Raw genomic sequence first — 20,112 nt, forward strand, 5'->3', positions numbered from 1 at the left:
AAGTAAAGTTACTTACTCATTAAATTTTAATTATGGACTTATGAAAGCTGAAGTTACAATCGAATATGCTTTACGGCTACTAAATTCAAATAAATTAGACCAAGGCCAAATGGCACTTGAAGATTTATTAATACAAGATCCTACCAATATCCAAATACACCAGTTATTAGTAAAACTTGGTTTCACTAATAAAAATTATAAATTAGCTGAAAAACATTTAATTAAACTGCTAACCTTTCAACCCTTATCTAAAAACTATTTTAATACCTTAAGTGAGCTCTATAATGCTCAGTCTCGTTGGCAAGATCTAGCAAACTTATATGAAAAACAATCAAAAAGTAACATTGCTAATGCCACAACTTTTTTCAATTGCGCCTATTATCAAAAGCTTTCGGGTAATTTTGAGCAAGCCATTATTTTTTATAATAAAGCATTAGCCATTGGTATTGATAAAGATTATGAAGTATCTTTAAATGTAGCAACCATTCTCAGTGAACACTTATCTGAACCAGATAAAGCCATCGATATTCTCACTAAAGCTATTGTTAAGCATCCTGAACAAGATTCTTTATGCTACAACTTAGCCAATTTATATGAACAATTAGGTAATAGAAATAAAGCGCTATATTACTTTCAGTTAGCTTGTACAATCAATCCTAAAAATTATACTGCTCTAGCTAGACAAGCTGATCTTTATAAAATTGAAAATCAAGAGCACCCACTAATTAATCAATTAAAAGATGCTTTCTTAAGCTCTGATATTGCTCAGTCAGATAAAATCAATGTTGGTTATGCTCTAGGAAAGGCTTTTGATGATTGTAAAGCTTATGATCTTGCGTTTCATTATTATCAACAAGCTAATGAATTAGATAAAAAAACGCTACCGTCATACGATGCTATAAAGTTTGAACATACAGTAGACAGTATTATAGCTACTTTTAATAAGCAGTGGTTTTCTACTGTAGATAGCACAGAGTCTAGCAGCACTTCACCTGTTTTCATCTGTGGTATGTTTCGTTCAGGTTCAACACTTTGCGAACAAATATTAGCTGCACATTCAGGTATCAGTATTGGAGGTGAGCAAGAGTTTTTTCATCGTTTAATGTTTAATAATTACCCTGATTTTCCACAAAATGTTCTTGAAGATATACAGGTAGATCGAAAAAAAGATAGATTACTTTCAGAATACTTAACGGAAATTAACCGCTTTAAAAACCAAGGTGATCAATTAACTGACAAACGACCAGATAATTTTTTATACTTAGGGATAATTAAATTACTTATGCCTAATGCTAAAGTTATATGGACTACTCGTTCAATACTAGATAATTGCTTATCAATTTATTTTCTGCGTTTAGGATCTTCTATGGCTTATGCGACAGAGCTAAAAAATATTATTCATTTTTACCAGCAACAAGAAAGGTTAATGGCACATTGGCAGTCATTATTTCCAGAAGATATTTTAACATTTAATTATGACAATCTAATCCAATCACCTAAAGAGCAAACCCAACGACTGCTTTCATTTATAGGGTTACCTTGGGAGGATAACTGCCTTAATTTTCATCAATATAAAAATCAAGTTAAAACAGCAAGTGTTTGGCAGGTAAGAAGACCACTATATAATAGCTCTTCAGGTAGGTGCAATAATTACCAAAAGCATTTAGAGACTTTATTCCCCTTAAGTTCACTAAAGAGTATTAAGTAATCAGAGCTTGGCTTAATAATATCAACAATATTAGGTGTAAAAACTCAGTATGCTCTAAATAAAATAATAACTCTGTCAACGTAGAAATATACGAGAGAGTTATTATTGCTATTGCCCTAGTAAGTGAATATTACCAACCACCATCACCACTATAAAAAGATGTATTTTTTATTACCTGCTTATTATCAACTATATCGACAATATTAAAGCGAATATCATTTCTCCCATCGACTAAAGGCTGCTCAACAGCTACTGTTACTGATGATGTTTTCATATCCCCAGGTAAAACTTGTACCTTTGCTTGTCCCATAATACGAGCATGAGTTAAATCTGCGACAGCAATTTTAAAGGTTTTAGTTTCACTCGATTTATTTCTGATTTTAAAAACATACGTATTTTCGATATGGCCTTCATGGTTAACACGATACAATGCTTGTCGATCTCTAATAATATTCACTTCAAAAGATTGCCAAGTTAAAACCCACACCAGCATAGATAAAATACTTAAAGATACTATAGCGCCATAAACTATATGCCTTTTCCACCTGTTTTTCGGCGCTTGTTCATGAGTAAAAGAGATTAACCCTTTTTCGTAATTAAATTTATCCATTGTCATATCACACGCATCAACACATAAACCACAATTAATACATTCGTATTGTAAACCGTCTCGAATATCGATGCCTACCGGACAAACTTGAACACATAAATTACAATCAACACAGTCACCTAACGCTGCTGCTTTTTCCTGTGTGCGTTTTCTTTTACCTCGGCTTTCGCCTCGCTTAAAGTCATAGCTGACAAGCTTAGTTGATTTATCAAACATTGCAGACTGTATTCGTGAATAGGGACACATATGTAAACACATTTTCTCCCTTATCCAACCAGCGTTTATATAAGTACAAGCCATGAAAAATAAGACCCACGAAACAACCAATGAAGATGATTCTAATGTAAAAAAATTAATATAGAGTTCTTTAACGGGCACAAAATAAGAAATAAATACTAAGGCAGTAAACAGTGAAATAATCAACCAACAACAATGCTTAACGAGTTTTTTAACTAATTTATTAAAGTTTAATTTTTGTGCATTAAGATATTTACTATGATTATGAGAGCCTTCAATTCTGCGTTCAACCCAATTAAAGAGTAGCATCCAAATAGTTTGAGGACAGCTAAAACCACACCATATTCGTCCATAAATTTTAGTTATGTAAAATAGTAAAAACGCGGAAAAAATAAATACTAGGCAAAGAAGCAGCAAATCTTGTGGGAAAAGTGTTAATGAAAACAAAGAAACCCTTTGCTGTTCAAGATTAAAATATACGGCTTGAGAACCATGATATTCAATAAAAGGAATCAAAATAAAAATAGCCATTAAGGTAAAACTTAAATAACGACGAATTCGCTGAAAACGCCCTTTTTGTTCTCTAATATATATATTTTCATCAACTACTGATGTTTTACAAATAAGATTTTCTTTCGATAAATATGACGAATTCACCTTGCTACTCCGATAGTAAGTTACACGAAGCTTAGTTTAAATATTCAATCTGTTATTAATAGATACAAATAAATAAACTATAATAGGTACAGTTTAATTAATGATAATTAACTTATGACACAGTTTAAATATGAACAGCTAGCAAATACTTTAAAAGCCAGAATAGACGACAAAGAATGGTTAGCCTATGAAAAGCTTCCTTCAATTCGATCGCTAGCCCGTTGCTATGGTGTTTCAAAAATATCGGTTCAAAAAGCACTGCATACCTTAGAAGCAAGAGATATAGTTTTCGTAAAGTTTAAATCTGGTTATTATGTATCCCCCGTTAACCAAAATCATAATATACATATTGAACTAAAAAAAATTAGCCAACCTAAACTTGTTGATGTACCTGAAGTGTTTTATGAAATAATGGAACGAAGTGCGGCTTTTGACATTACGCCTCAACACATAAATAACGAACAAGTATCGACTAACTTATTGTTATTAAACAGACATATCAGTCGCGCTTTAAGACAAAAACCACAAAGTAATGCTTTGTATTATTCAGAGCCCCCAGGTGATCGCAACTTAAGGCATCAAATTAGTAAGCATTACCGAAAACGGAATCTCAATATAGCAGAAGAACAAGTCTGCATTACTTCTGGTTGCCAAAATAGTTTGTTTTTAGCGCTTATGGCAACTTGTGAAGCTGGGGATATTGTTGCTATTGAGAGTCCAGCATTTTATGGCGCCTTACAATTATTCCAGCAATTAAAATTAAAAGTCATAGAATTACCTAGCTCTCTTACCACTGGCTTAACCGTTCAATCGTTACAAAAAGCAGCTGAAGAGTGGGAGATTAAAGCCTGTATTTTAACTCCTAATTTTGCTACACCAACAGGCGCTTTGATGCAAAATAAGGAAAAACGTAAACTCGTTGCGCTCGCCGCAAAGAACAATATCACGTTAATTGAAGATGATATCTATGGTGATTTAGGATTTCATACCACTGTCGAGCCACTTAAAAGTTATGATACACAAGGAAATGTTATACTTTGTAGCTCATTCTCTAAAGCACTATCACGAGATCTACGCATTGGTTGGATAATAACGAATAAGCATTACAAAAAAATCGTTCATTTAAAATTAGTTAATCAACTCTCTACTAGCCAAGCAATTCAAAACGGCTTAACAAGTTTTATGGCTGAAGGAAGTTTTGATCGGCATATTTATCAATACCGCAAAACTTTACTAAAACAGCGTGATCAATTAATTAATGGCATAAAAGATAACTGGAAAATACCGACTAAATTTATGGTACCTGATGGCGGCCTAACAATCTGGATAGAGTTACCCCCCGAAGTTGATACATTTGTACTTTATAATCAAGCAATATCCGAAGGCATTATTATAACGCCAGGAAAACTCTTTTCTACCACTAATAAATTTTCAAATAATCTTAGATTAATTTTTGCACATCCAACAACAGGATCTCGTTTACAAGCACTAGTTAGATTAGGGGAATTATGTAAGGAATTAACCAATACCCGACAAAAATATTTACCGGAATATAATGGTTGAGCCAAATCTTTGCTATAATTGCTGATATGACATCTATGTCAATATCAAGCGCTGTTTTTTATAAGAAATATCTGTGCTTAAGGTTAAATACAAAGAATTTTTTGTTAACAAGAAGAATTCACCTCCTATATTAAGTGCGGATATTACTGATGAAAACTGGCTCTCATAAAATAATTTCATTTATTTTAATCTTAACATTGATAACTATCACGATTGTTTACTATCCATTTAATACCGGACGTGACATAGCTGAAAGACACTCCCCCCTAATTAACGCTGCTATAAAAATTAAGCTTGAAGTAAGTACTGCACACTTGTGGTTTGAAGAAGTTATTAGTGGTGATAAAAATGTAAATATTGAAACTGTCTGGCTCCACCTTGATCAATCAGAATGGTACGCCAAAGCAATGCTTGATGGCGCCACTTACGAAGAAACCGTATTCATCCCCTTAAACGATGCCAATTTACGTACACAAATTGAAAAAACGATAGAGGATATTCATTATTTTCGCCAAATAGCACAAAAACGATGGGCATCGAAGTCAACATCTGGCATAGGGTCTGATTTAGATCAGGCGCTAGATCTCGCCTTTTCTAAACTGACCACATCTGCAGATAATATTGAGATATCATTAAAAAAGTCGATCGCCGCAGATATTAAAAAATTCAAAGAACGACAACTATTCATCACAATTTTTATTGTTATATTATGTACTGTCATAGGTGGATTATTCCTTCGTTATAATAACAAGCAACTAAAAAGTATTAATGCATTAAAACAAAATAAAGATAGTGCTCAAAAATCTCAACACCAACTACAAAATATCATTAATGGTGCAAAATTAGGATATTGGGATTGGAACTATCAAACAGGTGAAAATATTGTTAATGATGAATGGTTATCCATGCTTGGTCTCACTAGACAAGATATTACTAACCATATTAGTGATTGGGAAAAACTTATTCACCCAAATGATAAAGAGTACATAGAAAACATTATCCAATCTCGTATTGCATCAGGAAGCAACTACATGATTGAATTCAGAATGAAGCATGCCGATGGTAGATGGATATGGCTTAAAGGCTCTGGCTCTGTCATTAAATATGATGAAGACACTAATGAACCTCTTCAGATTTGTGGTACACATCATGAAATAACAGCGCGTAAACAAGCTGAATTACGCGAACGTTCACGCTCTTATGTCTTAGAACTTATTACAAAAAATGAGAAGCTTTCAGTAGTCTTAGAAGCTATTGTGCATGGTGTTGAGGAAGAAAACACAGGTATGCTTTGTAGCGTTTTATTACTCGATGAGGCCTGTAAACATCTATTAGTTGGAGCCGCCCCTAGTCTCCCCGACTTTTACAACCAAGCTATTCATGGAACTGAGATTGGCTTTGGGGTGGGCTCTTGTGGTACTGCAGTATTTACAAATAAGCGAGTTGTCGTAGAAGACATTCACCACCACCCTTATTGGACGTCGTACAAAGATCTTGCAAGCAAAGCAAAATTAAGCTCATGTTGGTCAGAGCCAATACGTACGACCCAAGGAAAGGTACTAGGTACTTTTGCCATTTATCATCGTACAGTCAATACACCAACAGAAGATAACATAGCTTTAATTGAACAATCGGCTAACTTAGCGAGTATCGCTATTGAAAAAAATCAAGCTAACTTAGCACTAAAATCAAGAGATGAACAAATGCGCTTGGTATTGGCAGGAGCTGAGTTAGGGTTTTGGGATTGGAATATAGTAAAAAGCACTGTTGAAAGGAATGAACGCTGGGCAACAATGTTAGGCTACACTCATGAAGAAATCAAACAAACCACAAATCAATGGTCTGACTTTATCCATCCTGACGATAGAGAAAAGGCCTGGCAATCAATTAATGACGTATTAGAGAGCCGTTCAAAATCCCATAGCCTTGAATATCGTATGTTAACAAAAGAAGGTGATGTTAGATGGATACATGATCAAGCAAATGTGATGCAGCGTGATATGGATGGTAAACCTTTACGTATGAGTGGTATTCATAATGATATTACCAATCGTAAATTAGCAGAAGAAAAGCTCAAACTCGCTGCAAGCGTATTCACTCATGCTCGGGAAAGCATCATTATCACTGACACAGCAGGCATAATTATTGATGTTAATGATACATTCACAGCAATGACAGGCTATAGCCGTGAAGAAGCCATTGGGCAGAACCCACGTATTCTAAAATCAAGTCGCCAGTCTTCTGAATTTTATAACAATATGTGGTCAACCTTAAACGAAGAAGGACATTGGCAAGGTGAACTTTGGAATTATCGTAAAAATGGCGACTTATTTGTTGAAATGAAAACAATAAGTGCCGTTCAAGATGAACAAGGAATTACTACCCATTATGTCGCTCTAGGCAATGACATTACGGCAATAAAGGAACATCAAGATCAGTTAGAACACATAGCACATTACGATATACTTACACGTTTACCTAACAGAGTATTACTGGCGGACCGATTATCTCAAGCGATGTTACATTGTAGCCGTCATGAAGAATCTCTTGCGGTTGTCTTTCTAGATTTAGATGGTTTTAAAGCAGTAAATGATACTTATGGCCATGATATCGGAGATGAGTTATTAGTTACTCTGTCTATTCGCATGCAAGAAGCGTTACGAGAAGGTGATAGTTTAGCGCGTCTTGGCGGTGATGAATTTGTCGCAGTGTTAACAGACTTAACACCATCAACTGCAGCTAACGATTGTGAGCCGGTATTATCACGATTATTACTGGCCGCTTCTGAGCCTATAACTATCCGTGACATTGTCTTAAATGTATCTGCCAGCATAGGGGTAACCTTGTACCCACAAGATAATGTCAATGCCGATCAACTGATGCGTCATGCGGATCAAGCTATGTATGTGGCTAAAGAATCAGGAAAGAATCGTTATCACTTATTTGATACAGCACAAGATGTTGCTGTTAAAGTGCAACGAGAAAGCTTAGAGGCAGTTCGCAGTGCTTTAGAAAATAACCAGTTTGTACTCTACTATCAGCCTAAAGTGAATATGAAAACAGGCACTGTAGTTGGGGTTGAAGCACTTATTCGTTGGCAACATCCTGAGCGGGGTTTACTAGGTCCAATAGAGTTTCTACCCGTTATAGAAAACAACCCCATGATGGTTGAGCTAGGGGAATGGGTAATTGACACTGCCTTAACACAAATTGGTGAGTGGCAAGCTATGGGACTGCAACAGCCATTTAATACCAGTGTTAATATTGCAGCGGTTCAATTACAACAATCAGACTTTACAGAGCGATTAACAAAGCTTCTTTCGAATCACTCAAATGTCGATCCTCGGTGTTTAGAGTTAGAAGTATTAGAAACAAGTGCTTTAGATGATGTCCATCATGTGTCAGCTATTATGTGTGCTTGTATGGCGCTAGGAGTAAAATTTGCGTTAGATGATTTTGGCACGGGTTATTCATCGTTAACTTATTTAAGACGATTACCAGCTAAAATCATTAAGATAGATCAGACTTTTGTACGCGATATGTTAGTTGATACAGATGATTTGGCGATTGTTGAGGGGGTAATTGCGTTAGCTAAATCATTCAAACGAGATGTGATTGCTGAAGGTGTTGAAACGATTGAGCATGGTACTGCGCTCTTGCAGTTGGGGTGTGATTTAGCTCAAGGTTACGGTATTGCTAAACCTATGCCGGCAAATGATATTCATACCTGGATTAATAACTGGAAACCAGATGTTAATTGGCAAAAGTAACTATTTACTTCACCTTTCTGCCTAATTTTTTTATTTGATGAAGCATTGCTGTATTTTAAATAAGTACAATTATTCTTTTATTTTAATTAGCCCTTTTTCTAGTAGATTCATTGCTTTTATCGTATTTTTTGATTTGCTAAAAGCAACATAAATATCACTTGTGTGGTTAATAGTGCCTTTTTTGATATCGTTAAATTGAAGTCCCATTTCGTTTAACTTACTTTTAACAACTTCATCGAACATAATTGCCATATCTATTCGTTTGTTTCTTAGTAGTCCAATTAATTGTGACTGACTCGCTACTTTAACTTCTCTAAATCGACTTTTATAAATATCATAATTATCACCATATTCGTAACCAATAATGACTCCAATAGAAGTACCTTTAGGAATATCTTTGACTGAAGTAAAATTCAATGACGAATCATTATGATAATAAAATGAAGCACTAGCCTGTAAAATTGGAACATTACCGAAATTAAACATTGCTTGCGTGCTCTTTTGTTTTGTCACATTAAACGCACCATCTACTTGACCTTGCTCAGTCATTTTAAGTGCTCGAGCATATGGAACAGAAATAAACTCAACGTTAACATTAACCGCGTTATACGCTGCTATAATAATATTTTTAGAAAGACCATTTCCGTTCTTATCTGAATAAGGTGGCCAGCTATTTTCGACAGCTAAAACAATAGGCTCTATAGCCAGACAAGCTTTGCCTATAATTAATAAAACAATAGTGAACAAGTTTCGAATTAACATTACGAAGATAAGTTTTTCCAGACATAATAAAGAGTAAGTATAAATTAAAAGCGTTACGACTTCTAAAATTCATACTGTATTTTACGTTCTATATCAATATAGATTGTATTATCCCCCTTTATTTTCGAGACTAACGTATCTAGCTCTTTAAAAACAATGTTAGTATATTTCTTAGCTTTGCCAGCATATATCAGGCTTCCAATTTTCACACCACGTTGGAATGTCAGCTCCAGGCATCGGCCTAGCAATGCCATAACCTTGGGCTAAATCACACCCCAACTGCAAGAGCGCAGTACCATGCTCAATCGTTTCAACACCTTCAGCAATCACATCTCGTTTGAATGATTTAGCTAACGCAATTACCCCCTCAACAATCGCCAAATCATCTGTATCAACTAACATATCGCGTACAAAAGTCTGATCTATCTTAATGATTTTAGCTGGTAATCGTCTTAAATAAGTTAACGATGAATAACCCGTGCCGAAATCATCTAACGCAAATTTTACCCCTAGCGCCATACAAGCACACATAATAGCTGACACATGATGGACATCATCTAAAGCACTTGTTTCCAGTACTTCTAACTCTAAATAAGATGGATCTACATTTTTATGCTCAGCAAGTAGTGCCGTTAATCGCTGCGTAAAATCAGATTGCTGTAATTGAATACCTGCAATATTAACACTGGTATTAAATGGCTGTTGCAGTCCCATAGCTTGCCACTCACCAATTTGTGCTAAGGCAGTGTCAATTACCCATTCCCCTAATTCAATCATCATAGACGTATTTTCAATAACGGATAAGAATTCTATTGGACTTAGCAAACCACGCTTAGGATGTTGCCAACGAATAAGTGCTTCAACCCCAACCACTGTACCTGTTTTCATATTCACTTTAGGTTGATAGTAGAGTACAAACTGGTTATTTTCTAAAGCACTGCGAACTGCCTCTAAGCTTTCTCGTTGCACTTTAACAGCAACATCTTGTGCTGTATCAAATAAGTGATAACGGTTTTTCCCTGACTCTTTAGCCACATACATAGCTTGATCCGCATGACGCATCAGTTGGTCGGCATTGACATTATCTTGTGGGTACAAGGTTACTCCAATACTGGCAGATACATTCAACACGATCTCGCCGATAATAATAGGCTCGGAGACTGCACGTAATAATCGTGTTAATACTGGCTCACAATCATCAGCTGCTGTTGATAATGTTAAATCCGTTAACACTGCAACAAATTCATCACCACCAAGACGCGCTAAACTATCACCTTCTCGCAATGCTTTTTGCATACGAGCGGAAATAGCAATCAAGACTTCATCACCCATTTTATGGCCATAAGTATCATTTACCGCTTTAAAGCCATCCAGATCTAAAAAAACAACGGCAAGAGATTCTTCATGACGATTACAGTGCAACATAGTTTGAGATAATCGATCAGAAAGTAATACTCGATTAGGAAGGTTAGTCAATATGTCGTAATGAGCAATACGCTCTAATTGATCTTGATGCTCTTTTATTAAAGTAATATCGTTTCCTAAAGATACATAATGAGTTGTAACACCTTGTTCATCACGTACTGCGCTGACTGTTTTAATTTCAGCATATACTTCGCCGTTTTTACGACGTTTCCACATTTCGCCTGACCAATAGCCATCTTTTAATAACACTTGCCACATGTCAGCATAGTTTTGTTTTGCTTGTCTTCCAGGCTGAAGCTCACTTGGGTAATGCCCAATAGCTTCTTCACGACTAAATCCCGTTGTGGAGGAAAAGGTATCATTAACATCAACAATAATGCCCGTAGCATCAGTGATCATGATGCTTTCCCTAGCGTGTGTAAATACACTGGCAGCTAACTTAATTTTTTCCTCTACCAACTTACGACGAGTAATATCTTGAATTATGCCAACAACCCATAAAGGCCTACCTTGCTCATTATGCTCAAGAATAATTCCTCTATCCCAAATCCAAATTTGTTTATTATCACTTGGACGTATCATTCTATATTCAATACTATAAGGAACATTTTCGGTAACTAGCTTTTCAATAGCCTCATTGACTTTTTCTTTATCACCGGCAAAAATGCAACGTTGAAATTCTTCAAACGAATTCTCTAAATCAACAACACCTGTAATTTTTTCCCATCTTTTATTATGAAATACATCATTAGTTTCAGTATTCCAGTCCCACATTCCTTCGTGTGATACTTCTAAAACCCCTGCCAACCTTTTTTCATTTTTTTCAGCTTTATCTTTTAAGATAGTGATATCGGTAATATTATTGGCAATAATAACAACATTATCTTCCCCTTTACTGTTAACAAATGGGGTTTTTAAAGAAAGAAAATTGTTAATTTTTCCAGTTTTTATATCTGTAACATTCTCATAGACAACCTGGGGCTTTTTACTTTTAATAATGGCTTGTACACTTTCAGTGAAAAACTCTGTTTGCTCTTTATTACAGTTGAAATATGAGTCATCTTTGCCAATTAAATTCTGAGGTGTGGTATTGTAAAAGTCAGCAAGAGCTTTATTCGAAAAAATAAACTTACCATGCCAATTTTTTGCCATTATCGGCTCAGGAATAGCATTAATAATATCTAGCAAAAACCTAGTTTTTTCTTGTTCTTCTTTAAGTTGTTGCTGATAATTAGCTGCCATTCTAAAGAATTCCTTATTTTACTTAACAATTCAATGAAGCATATAAACTTAATTATAAAGTAATAATTGTAGTCAATTTTTTAAAATAAGTGACATTAAATTCAAAAATAATACTTCCACTTGTCAAATAAACAATTCAACTTGAACTCTGATTATTTAAGAAAACAGCGCTATTTCGTCTTCGGTTAGCGATCGCCACTCTCCCGGTGCTAACTCACCAAGTTCAATACCGCCAATTTTTTCTCGATGTAAACCTACAACACGATTACCAACAGCCGCAAACATTCGTTTTACTTGGTGGTATTTACCTTCCGTGATAGTGAGTAATACCTCACTCGTTGCCTTCTCTCGAGTATCAATTTCATCGTTACTTTCTGTACTGTTATGTTCCTCATCGTTATAAACTAACTCTAGAATCGCCGGACGTGTTAATGCCGGCTCTCCTTGTAGTTGAATACCTTGTTTAAATTGCTCAATTAATTCATCGGCTTGATGTTCAACAATTGCATTCCTAAGCCATACACGATATGTTTTTTGGCAATCTTTTTTCGGTGAAATAACATTATGTGACCATCTACCATCATCCGTAATAAGTACTAAACCTGTGGTATCGGCATCTAACCGACCAGCAATATGCAAATCAAATGCTTTATCAACATCAATAAAATTTAACACTGAAGGATAAATTTCATCCACGTTAGAACAAATAGAATCAACCATTTTGTGGAGCATAAAATAACGTGAAGTACGAGCAGTTAATACTTGACCATCTATGGTAATGGTATTGTTTTCATGTACCTGCATCGCTGAATTTTTTGCTACTTCACCATTAACACGTACTTCACCACTTTTAAGCAGTTTCTTTGCTTCGTTTCGTGTTAACTCCGTACTTTTACAAATAAATTTATCTAAACGCATGCTATTTCCTGGTAAATCAGCTTATGTCGATGTTTTGTTTGTTCAAACATATTAGTTTTAATGTTTTATCTCTTTCTAATACATAATTTTATTGCGCTATAAGTTTTAAATTATTCGGCTTCAGTCCAAAACCAATAACCTTGATCAAGTAACCCTACCATCAAAGTAACAAAGTGCTCATTTGTACTCCATGGCGCTAATTCACTTGGCGTAACGACTACCTGATTACATAAAAGTTTAATCACCGGCGCTATTTCACTATTAAAATTAATTTGCTCACCGTTGAGATAAAAAACGCCATCGTTTAACGTATCTTCAAAATAAAAAGCACGTAATCCACCTAAGCGTTTAATCGCATGAATAGCTAGAAGTTCACTAACTTCAGCTGCTTCAAAAGGCTCATCACTCGGCATTAGATCTAATTCATGTTTTGCATTAGTTAAAAAATTACCCACAAAATTTTTGAATAATTTATCGTCATCAAGTAAATTTTGTAACTGCTGTTTAATATTCGCATAATCACTATTAGTAATTTCTCCGCTATTGGTAATTGCTTTTCGCTGCGGGTCTTGAAGTAATTGACCACCTAATTCATTATCAATTAAGTGATCTGCAAAACCACTTAACAAGCTAATAGCAGAATTAGCACGAAAGCCTATTGAGAAACTCATTGATGGCTCTAAAGCAACACCTTCATGTGGAAAACCAGGTGGAATATATAAGATATCACCAGCTTCTAATTCAACATCGATAATCGCTTCAAAAGGCTCTACATGTAATAACGCTTCATGGGCAATAACTTCGCTATGTCGACCATTATCTCCAACTCTCCAATGACGCTTACCAGATCCTTGACAAATAAAAGTATCATAGTTATCAACATGAGGACCAACACTACCGCCTTCAGTAGCAAAGCTAGCCATTAAATCATCTAAGCGCCAATGCGGTAAAAATCTAAAGGGCTCTATTAATTCAGCTGCTTCTTCAGAAAAGTTATCTAGGGCTTGAATAACTAAAGACCAATCACGTTCACCTAAATGTTCATAACTTTCAAACGGGCCAAATTCGGCTTGCCACTCACCATTTTCTTTAGAGATCAGACGAGATTGCACCATTTCTTCCATCGCAATACCAGCAAATTCATCTGCTGCAATAGGGTCAACAAAATCTTTAAAGCCTTGACGAATCACCACTGGTTTTTTCTGCCAATAAGTCGTTAAAAATTCATTTTTGCTCATTTGATTTAAATCTAAGTTATACATAATGCTCTCTAAGGTGTTTAAGTGTGGTTACTACTATTGGCTTACGCTTTATTATTGAGATTATACGGGGAAGTGAACCTAGTTTGAATGTTATTAAGTACAAAAAATTTACTTCCTTACAAAATTAGTTTTCTATTGTTACCTTTCCCACATAGATGCACCAATAAAGTAATAAATAAGTTACTTTTAAGGAATATACTTAATCAACAAGAATAACCCACCATTAAGCTTCTGTTACATTTGTTATTATGGGGCAGTCTTGCATCATAAACTAACAATTAACAACATAAAAAGTAATGAAAACAATTTAATAAATTGATTTTATTGACTTTATTAAATGGCACGAATACTGCTTCATTCTATAAAATATACGTTATTAGTTAATTTAATTTGAATAAATTGAAAAAAAGCACTTTATCATTATCTAAAAATAATCATATAAAAGAGCCAACTGCTAAGTTGAAAGTATTACTTGCAGAAAATAATCATGTAAAAGCGAAAGCTTTAATGGATGTGCTCACAAATACTGAATATGACATCTATCATATCGCTAATTCAGGTGTTCCTTTGTTAAAGGATGTAGAACAACTAAATCCTGATGTCATCATTATCGACATAGAGTCACCTGATCGGGATATGCTCGAGAATCTTAATAAAATATCTCAATTCGCCCCTAAACCTATTGTTGTTTTTTCTGAACAAGAAAACGATAAAACAACAATTAATCAAATAGTTAAATCAGGTGTCAGTGCTTATGTGGTCGGTGATATTGGTCAAGATAGAGTAAAATCAATTATTGATGTCGCAATTGCTAGATTCGGCCTTTTTCAAGGCATGAAACAAGAGCTTGCTGATACTAAGCAAAAACTATCGAGTCAAAAAAATATTGATAAAGCTAAACGATGGCTAATGGAAACAAGACAGCTTTCTGAAAGTGATGCCTATAATTTCATCCGAAAAATAGCTATGGATAACAGCCAGAAAATGGACGATGTTGCTAAAAACATTCTATCTGTTGCAAGTATATTTTAGAGAAAAAATCATGTTTAAAATTGAAAAGAAAAATATAAACTTAGGGTTTATGCCCTTAACAGATAGCGCTCCTGTGGTCATTGCTTACGAAATGGGCATGTTCAAAAAATGGGGGTTAAATGTTACCTTAACCAAGCAAAATTCTTGGGCTACCCTAAGGGATAAGCTCCATTTAGGTGTAATTGATGCTGCACAAATGTTGGCACCCATGCCAATAGCAAGTAACTTAGGTTTGTATGGTCAAGAATCACAAGTGATATCGCCATTGATCTTAAGTCGAAACGGCAACGGTATCACCATATCAACAGCCCTATATCAAAAATTATTAGCACATAAAAATAATACTGAAATTAGCATGCCATTTTCAGCAAATATTCTTAGCCCTGAAATAAAAGAACGTAAAAAAGAGGGCGAAAAACTTACCTTTGCTGTGGTATTTCCTTATAGCTGTCATTACTATGAACTCATTGAATGGTTAAAAGAAGGTAATATCGCTTTATCAGATATAAACTTGTTATTTGTACCGCCTTCTGGAATGGTACCATCAATGCAGTCAGGCGATCTTGATGGTTTTTGTGTCGGTGGCCCGTGGAATGCTAAAGCCGTTCGTGAAGGCGTAGGCGTAACCGGTGTAACTTCATCAGATTTATTGCAAGACTCCCCAGAAAAAGTACTTGGGTTAATGTCGTCTTGGCAAAGTAAATACCCTCAAACAACGCTCGCTTTAGTGTCAGCTTTATATGAAGCCTGCCAATGGCTTGAAAATGTTCCCAATCGTTTTGAAGCAGCAAGATTATTGAGCCGTGCCTGCTACCTAGACACACACATTGATGTAATAGCACCTTCATTGCTTGGCAGTTGCTTAACCTTTAACGGCACAACACCACGAAAAGTAACAAGTTATAATCAATTTTCCACACTAGACGACCCAGAGTTTAACAAGCCTGCCCTAAATTGCGGTGAAAAAATTGCCGATTTAATGCAAGAATGTGGGCATATAAGCACCAAACAACGAACTGAACTGAGCATTGCCAATATTTATAGAGAAGATATATATCTAACGGCTATTAGCATTTGAAACAAACTTAATTCTACATAATAGCTAATCTCGAATATTAGTATAAATTATCAACTTATAAATTCGATTCACACTGAACATTAATTAAGGCTGATAATGTAAAGTAGAGGTTAAGCGGACAAATAAGCGCACCAAATTAAGGCGAGACTTTCCCAATATTGGATCAATTAAACAGTTTGAGCACCACAAAAAAAAAACTGAAAAACACTAAACCATTGATTTACATATAAATAAAAACAATGGCACTAAATATGCTTTATTATTAGCATTATGTTTTCGAATTAATACAATCAACAGCGGTTGCATTAATATAAGTTGAAAACAATATAAGCTAAAAAATTACTAAAAATTTATCTCGTTAAAACTAATCGCACTGCAACGGCGTAGTCACTATTAGTTTGGCATTGTAGCCCATAGCACTTGGATTTATCCAAAGTGCTATGGGCTTTTTTATTTGGAGAAAAGTATGTTGAAAATACCTTTAAAAAAGAAATGTAAAAAGTTATACCATGCTGCCATTGCCAGTATATGTATATCAGGTGCCTTGCTAACCTCGACTTTACAAGCAGCTGAATTAGGTTATCCAGAAAAAGAAGAATTGAAATTCGGTTTTATTAAACTAACTGATATGGCCCCTATTGCTATTGCATATGAAAAAGGCTTTTTTGAGGATGAAGGCTTATACGTCACCATTGAATCTCAGGCAAACTGGAAGGTTTTACTTGATGGCGTCATAGATGGTCGCTTAGACGGCGCTCATATGCTAGCTGGTCAACCAATAGCAGCGACAATAGGTTATGGCACTAAGGCTGATATTATCACGCCTTTTTCAATGGATTTAAATGGCAATGCCATTACTGTTTCTAATGATGTTTGGAAACAAATGAAGGTTAATATTCCTAAACAAGCCGATGGACGTCCTGTTCATCCAATTAAAGCTGATGCACTAAAACCTGTAGTAAGCAAATTCCTTAATGAAGGTACCCCTTTTAAAATGGGGATGGTCTTTCCTGTTTCTACACATAACTATGAATTACGCTACTGGTTGGCTGCTGGTGGTATTCACCCTGGATTTTATGCACCTCATAAAGGTGATACTTCTGGCCAGATTGATGCCCAAGCATTGCTATCAGTTACGCCTCCACCGCAAATGCCTTCAACATTAGAGGCTGGCACTATCCATGGATATTGCGTAGGTGAACCTTGGAATCAACAAGCGGTATTTAAAGGTATTGGTGTACCCGTAGTTACTGATTATGAAATTTGGAAAAACAACCCTGAAAAAGTCTTTGGTATCACAAAAGAGTTCGCCGAAAAATACCCGAATACCACTATTCGCTTAACCCGAGCGCTTATTCGCGCTGCAAAATGGTTAGACGATAACAATAATGCCAATCGCCCTGAAGCCGTTAAAATTTTATCTCAATCTAACTATGTTGGTGCTGATTATAAAGTTATTGCAAATAGCATGACCGGAACCTTTGAGTATGAAAAAGGCGATATACGTTCATTACCTGATTTCAACGTATTCTTCCGTTATAACGCAACTTACCCTTACTACTCAGATGCAATTTGGTATTTAACACAAATGCGCCGTTGGGGACAAATTAGCGATGACAAGCCAGATAGCTGGTACAAGGAGATTGCCGCAAAAGTTTATCGTCCTGATATTTATATGGCTGCCGCTCAATCTTTAGTTGATGAAAAAATAATGTCAAAAAGCGATTTCTCAGATCTAGCTGATGAAGACGGTTTCCGTGCCCCACAAAAACACTTTATTGACAATATTGTATATGACGGCACAACACCAAACGCTTATATCAATAAGTTTAATATTGGTTTGAAAAATGGTGACAAGCTTTAGTCCTTGAACAAACTTTAATGCGCATTAGTGCGCTGTAACCAGCGCACTAGGGAGAGAAAATGACTGCCTTAATAAATAAACAAAAGACAGGTATAACGCCTATGAATAGGAACAAAATCATCATGCCCTTGTTGTTAAAAAAAGTACAAACCTTTATTTTACCTATGGCCGGTATTTGCTGTTTCTTGCTGCTATGGTCATTAACTGCCAATAGCATTGAAACTTCACTAGGTAAGTTTCCAGGCCCTAGTGCTGTTGCAACTCAAATGGTTAACTTAGTTAATGAGCACAATACAGAACGTGATAAAGAAAAAGCTTTTTATATACGCCAAGATGAACGAAATGAAGCTCGCATGGCAAAGGATCCTAGTTATCAACCAAAAGTACGCATGTACACCGGCAAAGAGACCTTCTTAGATCAAATAGTTACCAGTTTAATTACCGTATTAAGTGGTTTTTTAGTGGCTGCAATTATTGCTATTCCCTTAGGTATTGCTATCGGATTAAGTAAAAACTTGAATCGAGCGATTAACCCAATAATACAAGTATTCAAGCCGGTATCCCCTTTGGCTTGGTTACCCCTAGTTACCATGGTAGTAAGTGCTGTGTACGTATCTCCGGATCCAATGTTTGCAAAATCATTTGTTAACTCATTAATCACAGTAACCCTATGTAGCCTTTGGCCTATGGTTATTAACACTTCGTTTGGTGTTGTGTCGATGAATCAAGATTGGGTAAATGTCAGTAAAGTATTAAGTCTGCCAAAACTCGTACATATTCAAAAAATTGTTTTACCTGCGTCTGTTCCTGCCATTTTTACGGGTATGAGAATGTCATTAGGTATTGCGTGGATGGTACTTATTGCGGCAGAAATGTTGGCACAGAATCCAGGGTTAGGAAAGTTCGTTTGGGATGAATTCCAAAACGGTAGTTCACAGTCATTAAGTCGAATCATGACAGCCGTTATTGTTATTGGCCTTATTGGCTACATGCTTGACCGCACCATGCTGCAATTACAAAGAATGTTGTCTTGGGACAAATCAAGTGCGCAACTGTAATCAATAACAAAGAGGAAATCACATGAGTATTATTTTAGACATCAGTAAAGTAGATATGGTATTTCCAACCCCTAAAGGTGATTTCACCGCATTAAAGGGAGTTGACTTACAAATTAAAAAAGGGGAGTTCATTTCACTTATTGGCCATTCTGGTTGTGGTAAATCAACTGTATTAAATATTGTTGCCTGTATACACAAAGCAACTATTGGCGGTGTTTTACTGAACAATAAAGAAGTAACTGAACCGGGTCCTGAACGCGCAGTAGTTTTTCAAAACCATTCATTATTACCTTGGTTAACCGCTTATCAAAATATTGAATTAGCCGTAAAACGTGTATTTAAAAATAAAATGTCAAAAGCAGAGATGAAGGAATGGATTGAACATAATTTACGTTTAGTTCATATGGATCATGCGAAAGATAAACGTCCTGATGAAATTTCAGGTGGTATGAAGCAACGAATTGGTATTGCCAGAGCTCTTGCAATGAAGCCAGAAGTTCTCTTAATGGATGAGCCGTTTGGTGCACTTGATGCTTTAACGCGTGCACATATGCAAGACTCTTTAATGGAGATCCAGCAAAAGCTTAATAATACCGTGATTATGATTACTCATGACGTAGATGAAGCCGTTTTATTATCTGATCGCATTGTCATGATGACCAATGGTCCTGCCGCAACAATTGGTGAAATATTAGATGTTAATTTACCTCACCCACGAAACCGTTTAGCCCTCGCAGAAGATCCTGAATATAACCGACTTCGATCAGCCGTCTTAACTTTCTTATATGAAAAACAAAGAAAAGTTGAACATATATCGGTACCTGATACAGACAAAGTAAAACAGAAATCATCGAGTGTAGCTTAATTAATTGAGCAAAATAAAAAATATAAAAATAAGAACAAAAAATAAAAAATAAAAAACATCA

The 20,112-nt window shown here is 35.5% G+C and carries 13 protein-coding genes; 8 read left to right on the forward strand and 5 right to left on the reverse strand.

Translation table 11 applies throughout. The features are described 5' to 3' along the window. Positions 1–40 precede the first annotated feature (40 nt). Positions 41–1,708, forward strand: a complete 1,668-nt coding sequence (locus tag Q4496_RS01225; RefSeq protein WP_303609799.1) for a tetratricopeptide repeat-containing sulfotransferase family protein — start codon at positions 41–43, stop codon at positions 1,706–1,708. A 130-nt stretch (positions 1,709–1,838) separates the two neighbouring features. Here the strand turns inward: Q4496_RS01225 and ccoG are convergent, their stop codons facing one another. Further along, a complete protein-coding gene (gene ccoG / locus Q4496_RS01230) occupies positions 1,839–3,212 on the reverse strand; it encodes a cytochrome c oxidase accessory protein CcoG (RefSeq protein WP_215973785.1) in 1,374 nt (457 codons plus the stop codon). Positions 3,213–3,326: 114 nt separating this feature from the next. Here ccoG and Q4496_RS01235 point away from each other — a divergent pair, with 114 nt between their 5' ends. Then, positions 3,327–4,775, forward strand: a complete 1,449-nt coding sequence (locus Q4496_RS01235; protein ID WP_303609800.1) for a PLP-dependent aminotransferase family protein — start codon at positions 3,327–3,329, stop codon at positions 4,773–4,775. Positions 4,776–4,924: 149 nt separating this feature from the next. After that, the gene (locus tag Q4496_RS17975; RefSeq protein ID WP_368411044.1) at positions 4,925–8,545 is read left to right on the forward strand and encodes an EAL domain-containing protein; all 3,621 of its coding nucleotides are present in this window, start codon (positions 4,925–4,927) and stop codon (positions 8,543–8,545) included. Between the two features lie 69 nt (positions 8,546–8,614). Here Q4496_RS17975 and Q4496_RS01250 read toward each other — a convergent pair whose 3' ends face one another. The 4 genes from Q4496_RS01250 to Q4496_RS01265 all read right to left on the reverse strand — a co-directional run bounded on the left by Q4496_RS01250 (position 8,615) and on the right by Q4496_RS01265 (position 14,154). Next, positions 8,615–9,307, reverse strand: a complete 693-nt coding sequence (locus tag Q4496_RS01250) for an ABC transporter substrate-binding protein (RefSeq protein WP_215973783.1) — start codon at positions 9,305–9,307, stop codon at positions 8,615–8,617. A 171-nt stretch (positions 9,308–9,478) separates the two neighbouring features. Next, complete coding sequence (locus Q4496_RS01255) at positions 9,479–11,974, reverse strand: GGDEF and EAL domain-containing protein (protein ID WP_303609801.1); 2,496 nt, start codon at positions 11,972–11,974, stop codon at positions 9,479–9,481. 156 nt (positions 11,975–12,130) lie between these two features. Further along, positions 12,131–12,892 (reverse strand): pseudouridine synthase, encoded by a 762-nt coding sequence (locus tag Q4496_RS01260; RefSeq protein ID WP_303602016.1) that lies wholly within the window; start codon positions 12,890–12,892, stop codon positions 12,131–12,133. A gap of 110 nt (positions 12,893–13,002) precedes the next feature. After that, positions 13,003–14,154 (reverse strand): cupin domain-containing protein, encoded by a 1,152-nt coding sequence (locus tag Q4496_RS01265; RefSeq protein WP_303609802.1) that lies wholly within the window; start codon positions 14,152–14,154, stop codon positions 13,003–13,005. Positions 14,155–14,544: 390 nt separating this feature from the next. Between Q4496_RS01265 and Q4496_RS01270 the strand changes: the two genes are divergently transcribed. The 5 genes from Q4496_RS01270 to Q4496_RS01290 all read left to right on the forward strand — a co-directional run bounded on the left by Q4496_RS01270 (position 14,545) and on the right by Q4496_RS01290 (position 20,051). After that, the gene (locus Q4496_RS01270) at positions 14,545–15,186 is read left to right on the forward strand and encodes an ANTAR domain-containing protein (RefSeq protein ID WP_215973780.1); all 642 of its coding nucleotides are present in this window, start codon (positions 14,545–14,547) and stop codon (positions 15,184–15,186) included. Between the two features lie 10 nt (positions 15,187–15,196). Continuing rightward, positions 15,197–16,264 (forward strand): CmpA/NrtA family ABC transporter substrate-binding protein, encoded by a 1,068-nt coding sequence (locus tag Q4496_RS01275; RefSeq protein ID WP_252727568.1) that lies wholly within the window; start codon positions 15,197–15,199, stop codon positions 16,262–16,264. A gap of 466 nt (positions 16,265–16,730) precedes the next feature. Continuing rightward, complete coding sequence (locus tag Q4496_RS01280; RefSeq protein WP_215973779.1) at positions 16,731–18,128, forward strand: CmpA/NrtA family ABC transporter substrate-binding protein; 1,398 nt, start codon at positions 16,731–16,733, stop codon at positions 18,126–18,128. A gap of 101 nt (positions 18,129–18,229) precedes the next feature. Continuing rightward, positions 18,230–19,186 carry an ABC transporter permease gene (locus tag Q4496_RS01285; RefSeq protein WP_215973874.1) on the forward strand — a complete coding sequence of 319 codons (957 nt, stop codon included), beginning with the start codon at positions 18,230–18,232 and terminating at the stop codon, positions 19,184–19,186. Positions 19,187–19,208: 22 nt separating this feature from the next. Next, the gene (locus Q4496_RS01290) at positions 19,209–20,051 is read left to right on the forward strand and encodes an ABC transporter ATP-binding protein (RefSeq protein ID WP_215973778.1); all 843 of its coding nucleotides are present in this window, start codon (positions 19,209–19,211) and stop codon (positions 20,049–20,051) included. Positions 20,052–20,112: the final 61 nt, after the last annotated feature.

This window comes from Colwellia sp. 5_MG-2023, from assembly GCF_030547795.1.
GTDB lineage: Bacteria > Pseudomonadota > Gammaproteobacteria > Enterobacterales > Alteromonadaceae > Colwellia.

Coding starts and splice junctions, on each gene's coding strand:
- Q4496_RS01225 (WP_303609799.1), top strand. CDS start 41: ATGAAAGCTGAAGTTACAATCGAATATGCTTTACGGCTACTAAATTCA.
- Q4496_RS01235 (WP_303609800.1), top strand. CDS start 3,327: ATGACACAGTTTAAATATGAACAGCTAGCAAATACTTTAAAAGCCAGA.
- Q4496_RS17975 (WP_368411044.1), top strand. CDS start 4,925: ATGAAAACTGGCTCTCATAAAATAATTTCATTTATTTTAATCTTAACA.
- Q4496_RS01250 (WP_215973783.1), bottom strand. CDS start 9,307: ATGTTAATTCGAAACTTGTTCACTATTGTTTTATTAATTATAGGCAAA.
- Q4496_RS01255 (WP_303609801.1), bottom strand. CDS start 11,974: ATGGCAGCTAATTATCAGCAACAACTTAAAGAAGAACAAGAAAAAACT.
- Q4496_RS01260 (WP_303602016.1), bottom strand. CDS start 12,892: ATGCGTTTAGATAAATTTATTTGTAAAAGTACGGAGTTAACACGAAAC.
- Q4496_RS01265 (WP_303609802.1), bottom strand. CDS start 14,154: ATGTATAACTTAGATTTAAATCAAATGAGCAAAAATGAATTTTTAACG.
- Q4496_RS01275 (WP_252727568.1), top strand. CDS start 15,197: ATGTTTAAAATTGAAAAGAAAAATATAAACTTAGGGTTTATGCCCTTA.
- Q4496_RS01280 (WP_215973779.1), top strand. CDS start 16,731: ATGTTGAAAATACCTTTAAAAAAGAAATGTAAAAAGTTATACCATGCT.
- Q4496_RS01285 (WP_215973874.1), top strand. CDS start 18,230: ATGAATAGGAACAAAATCATCATGCCCTTGTTGTTAAAAAAAGTACAA.
- Q4496_RS01290 (WP_215973778.1), top strand. CDS start 19,209: ATGAGTATTATTTTAGACATCAGTAAAGTAGATATGGTATTTCCAACC.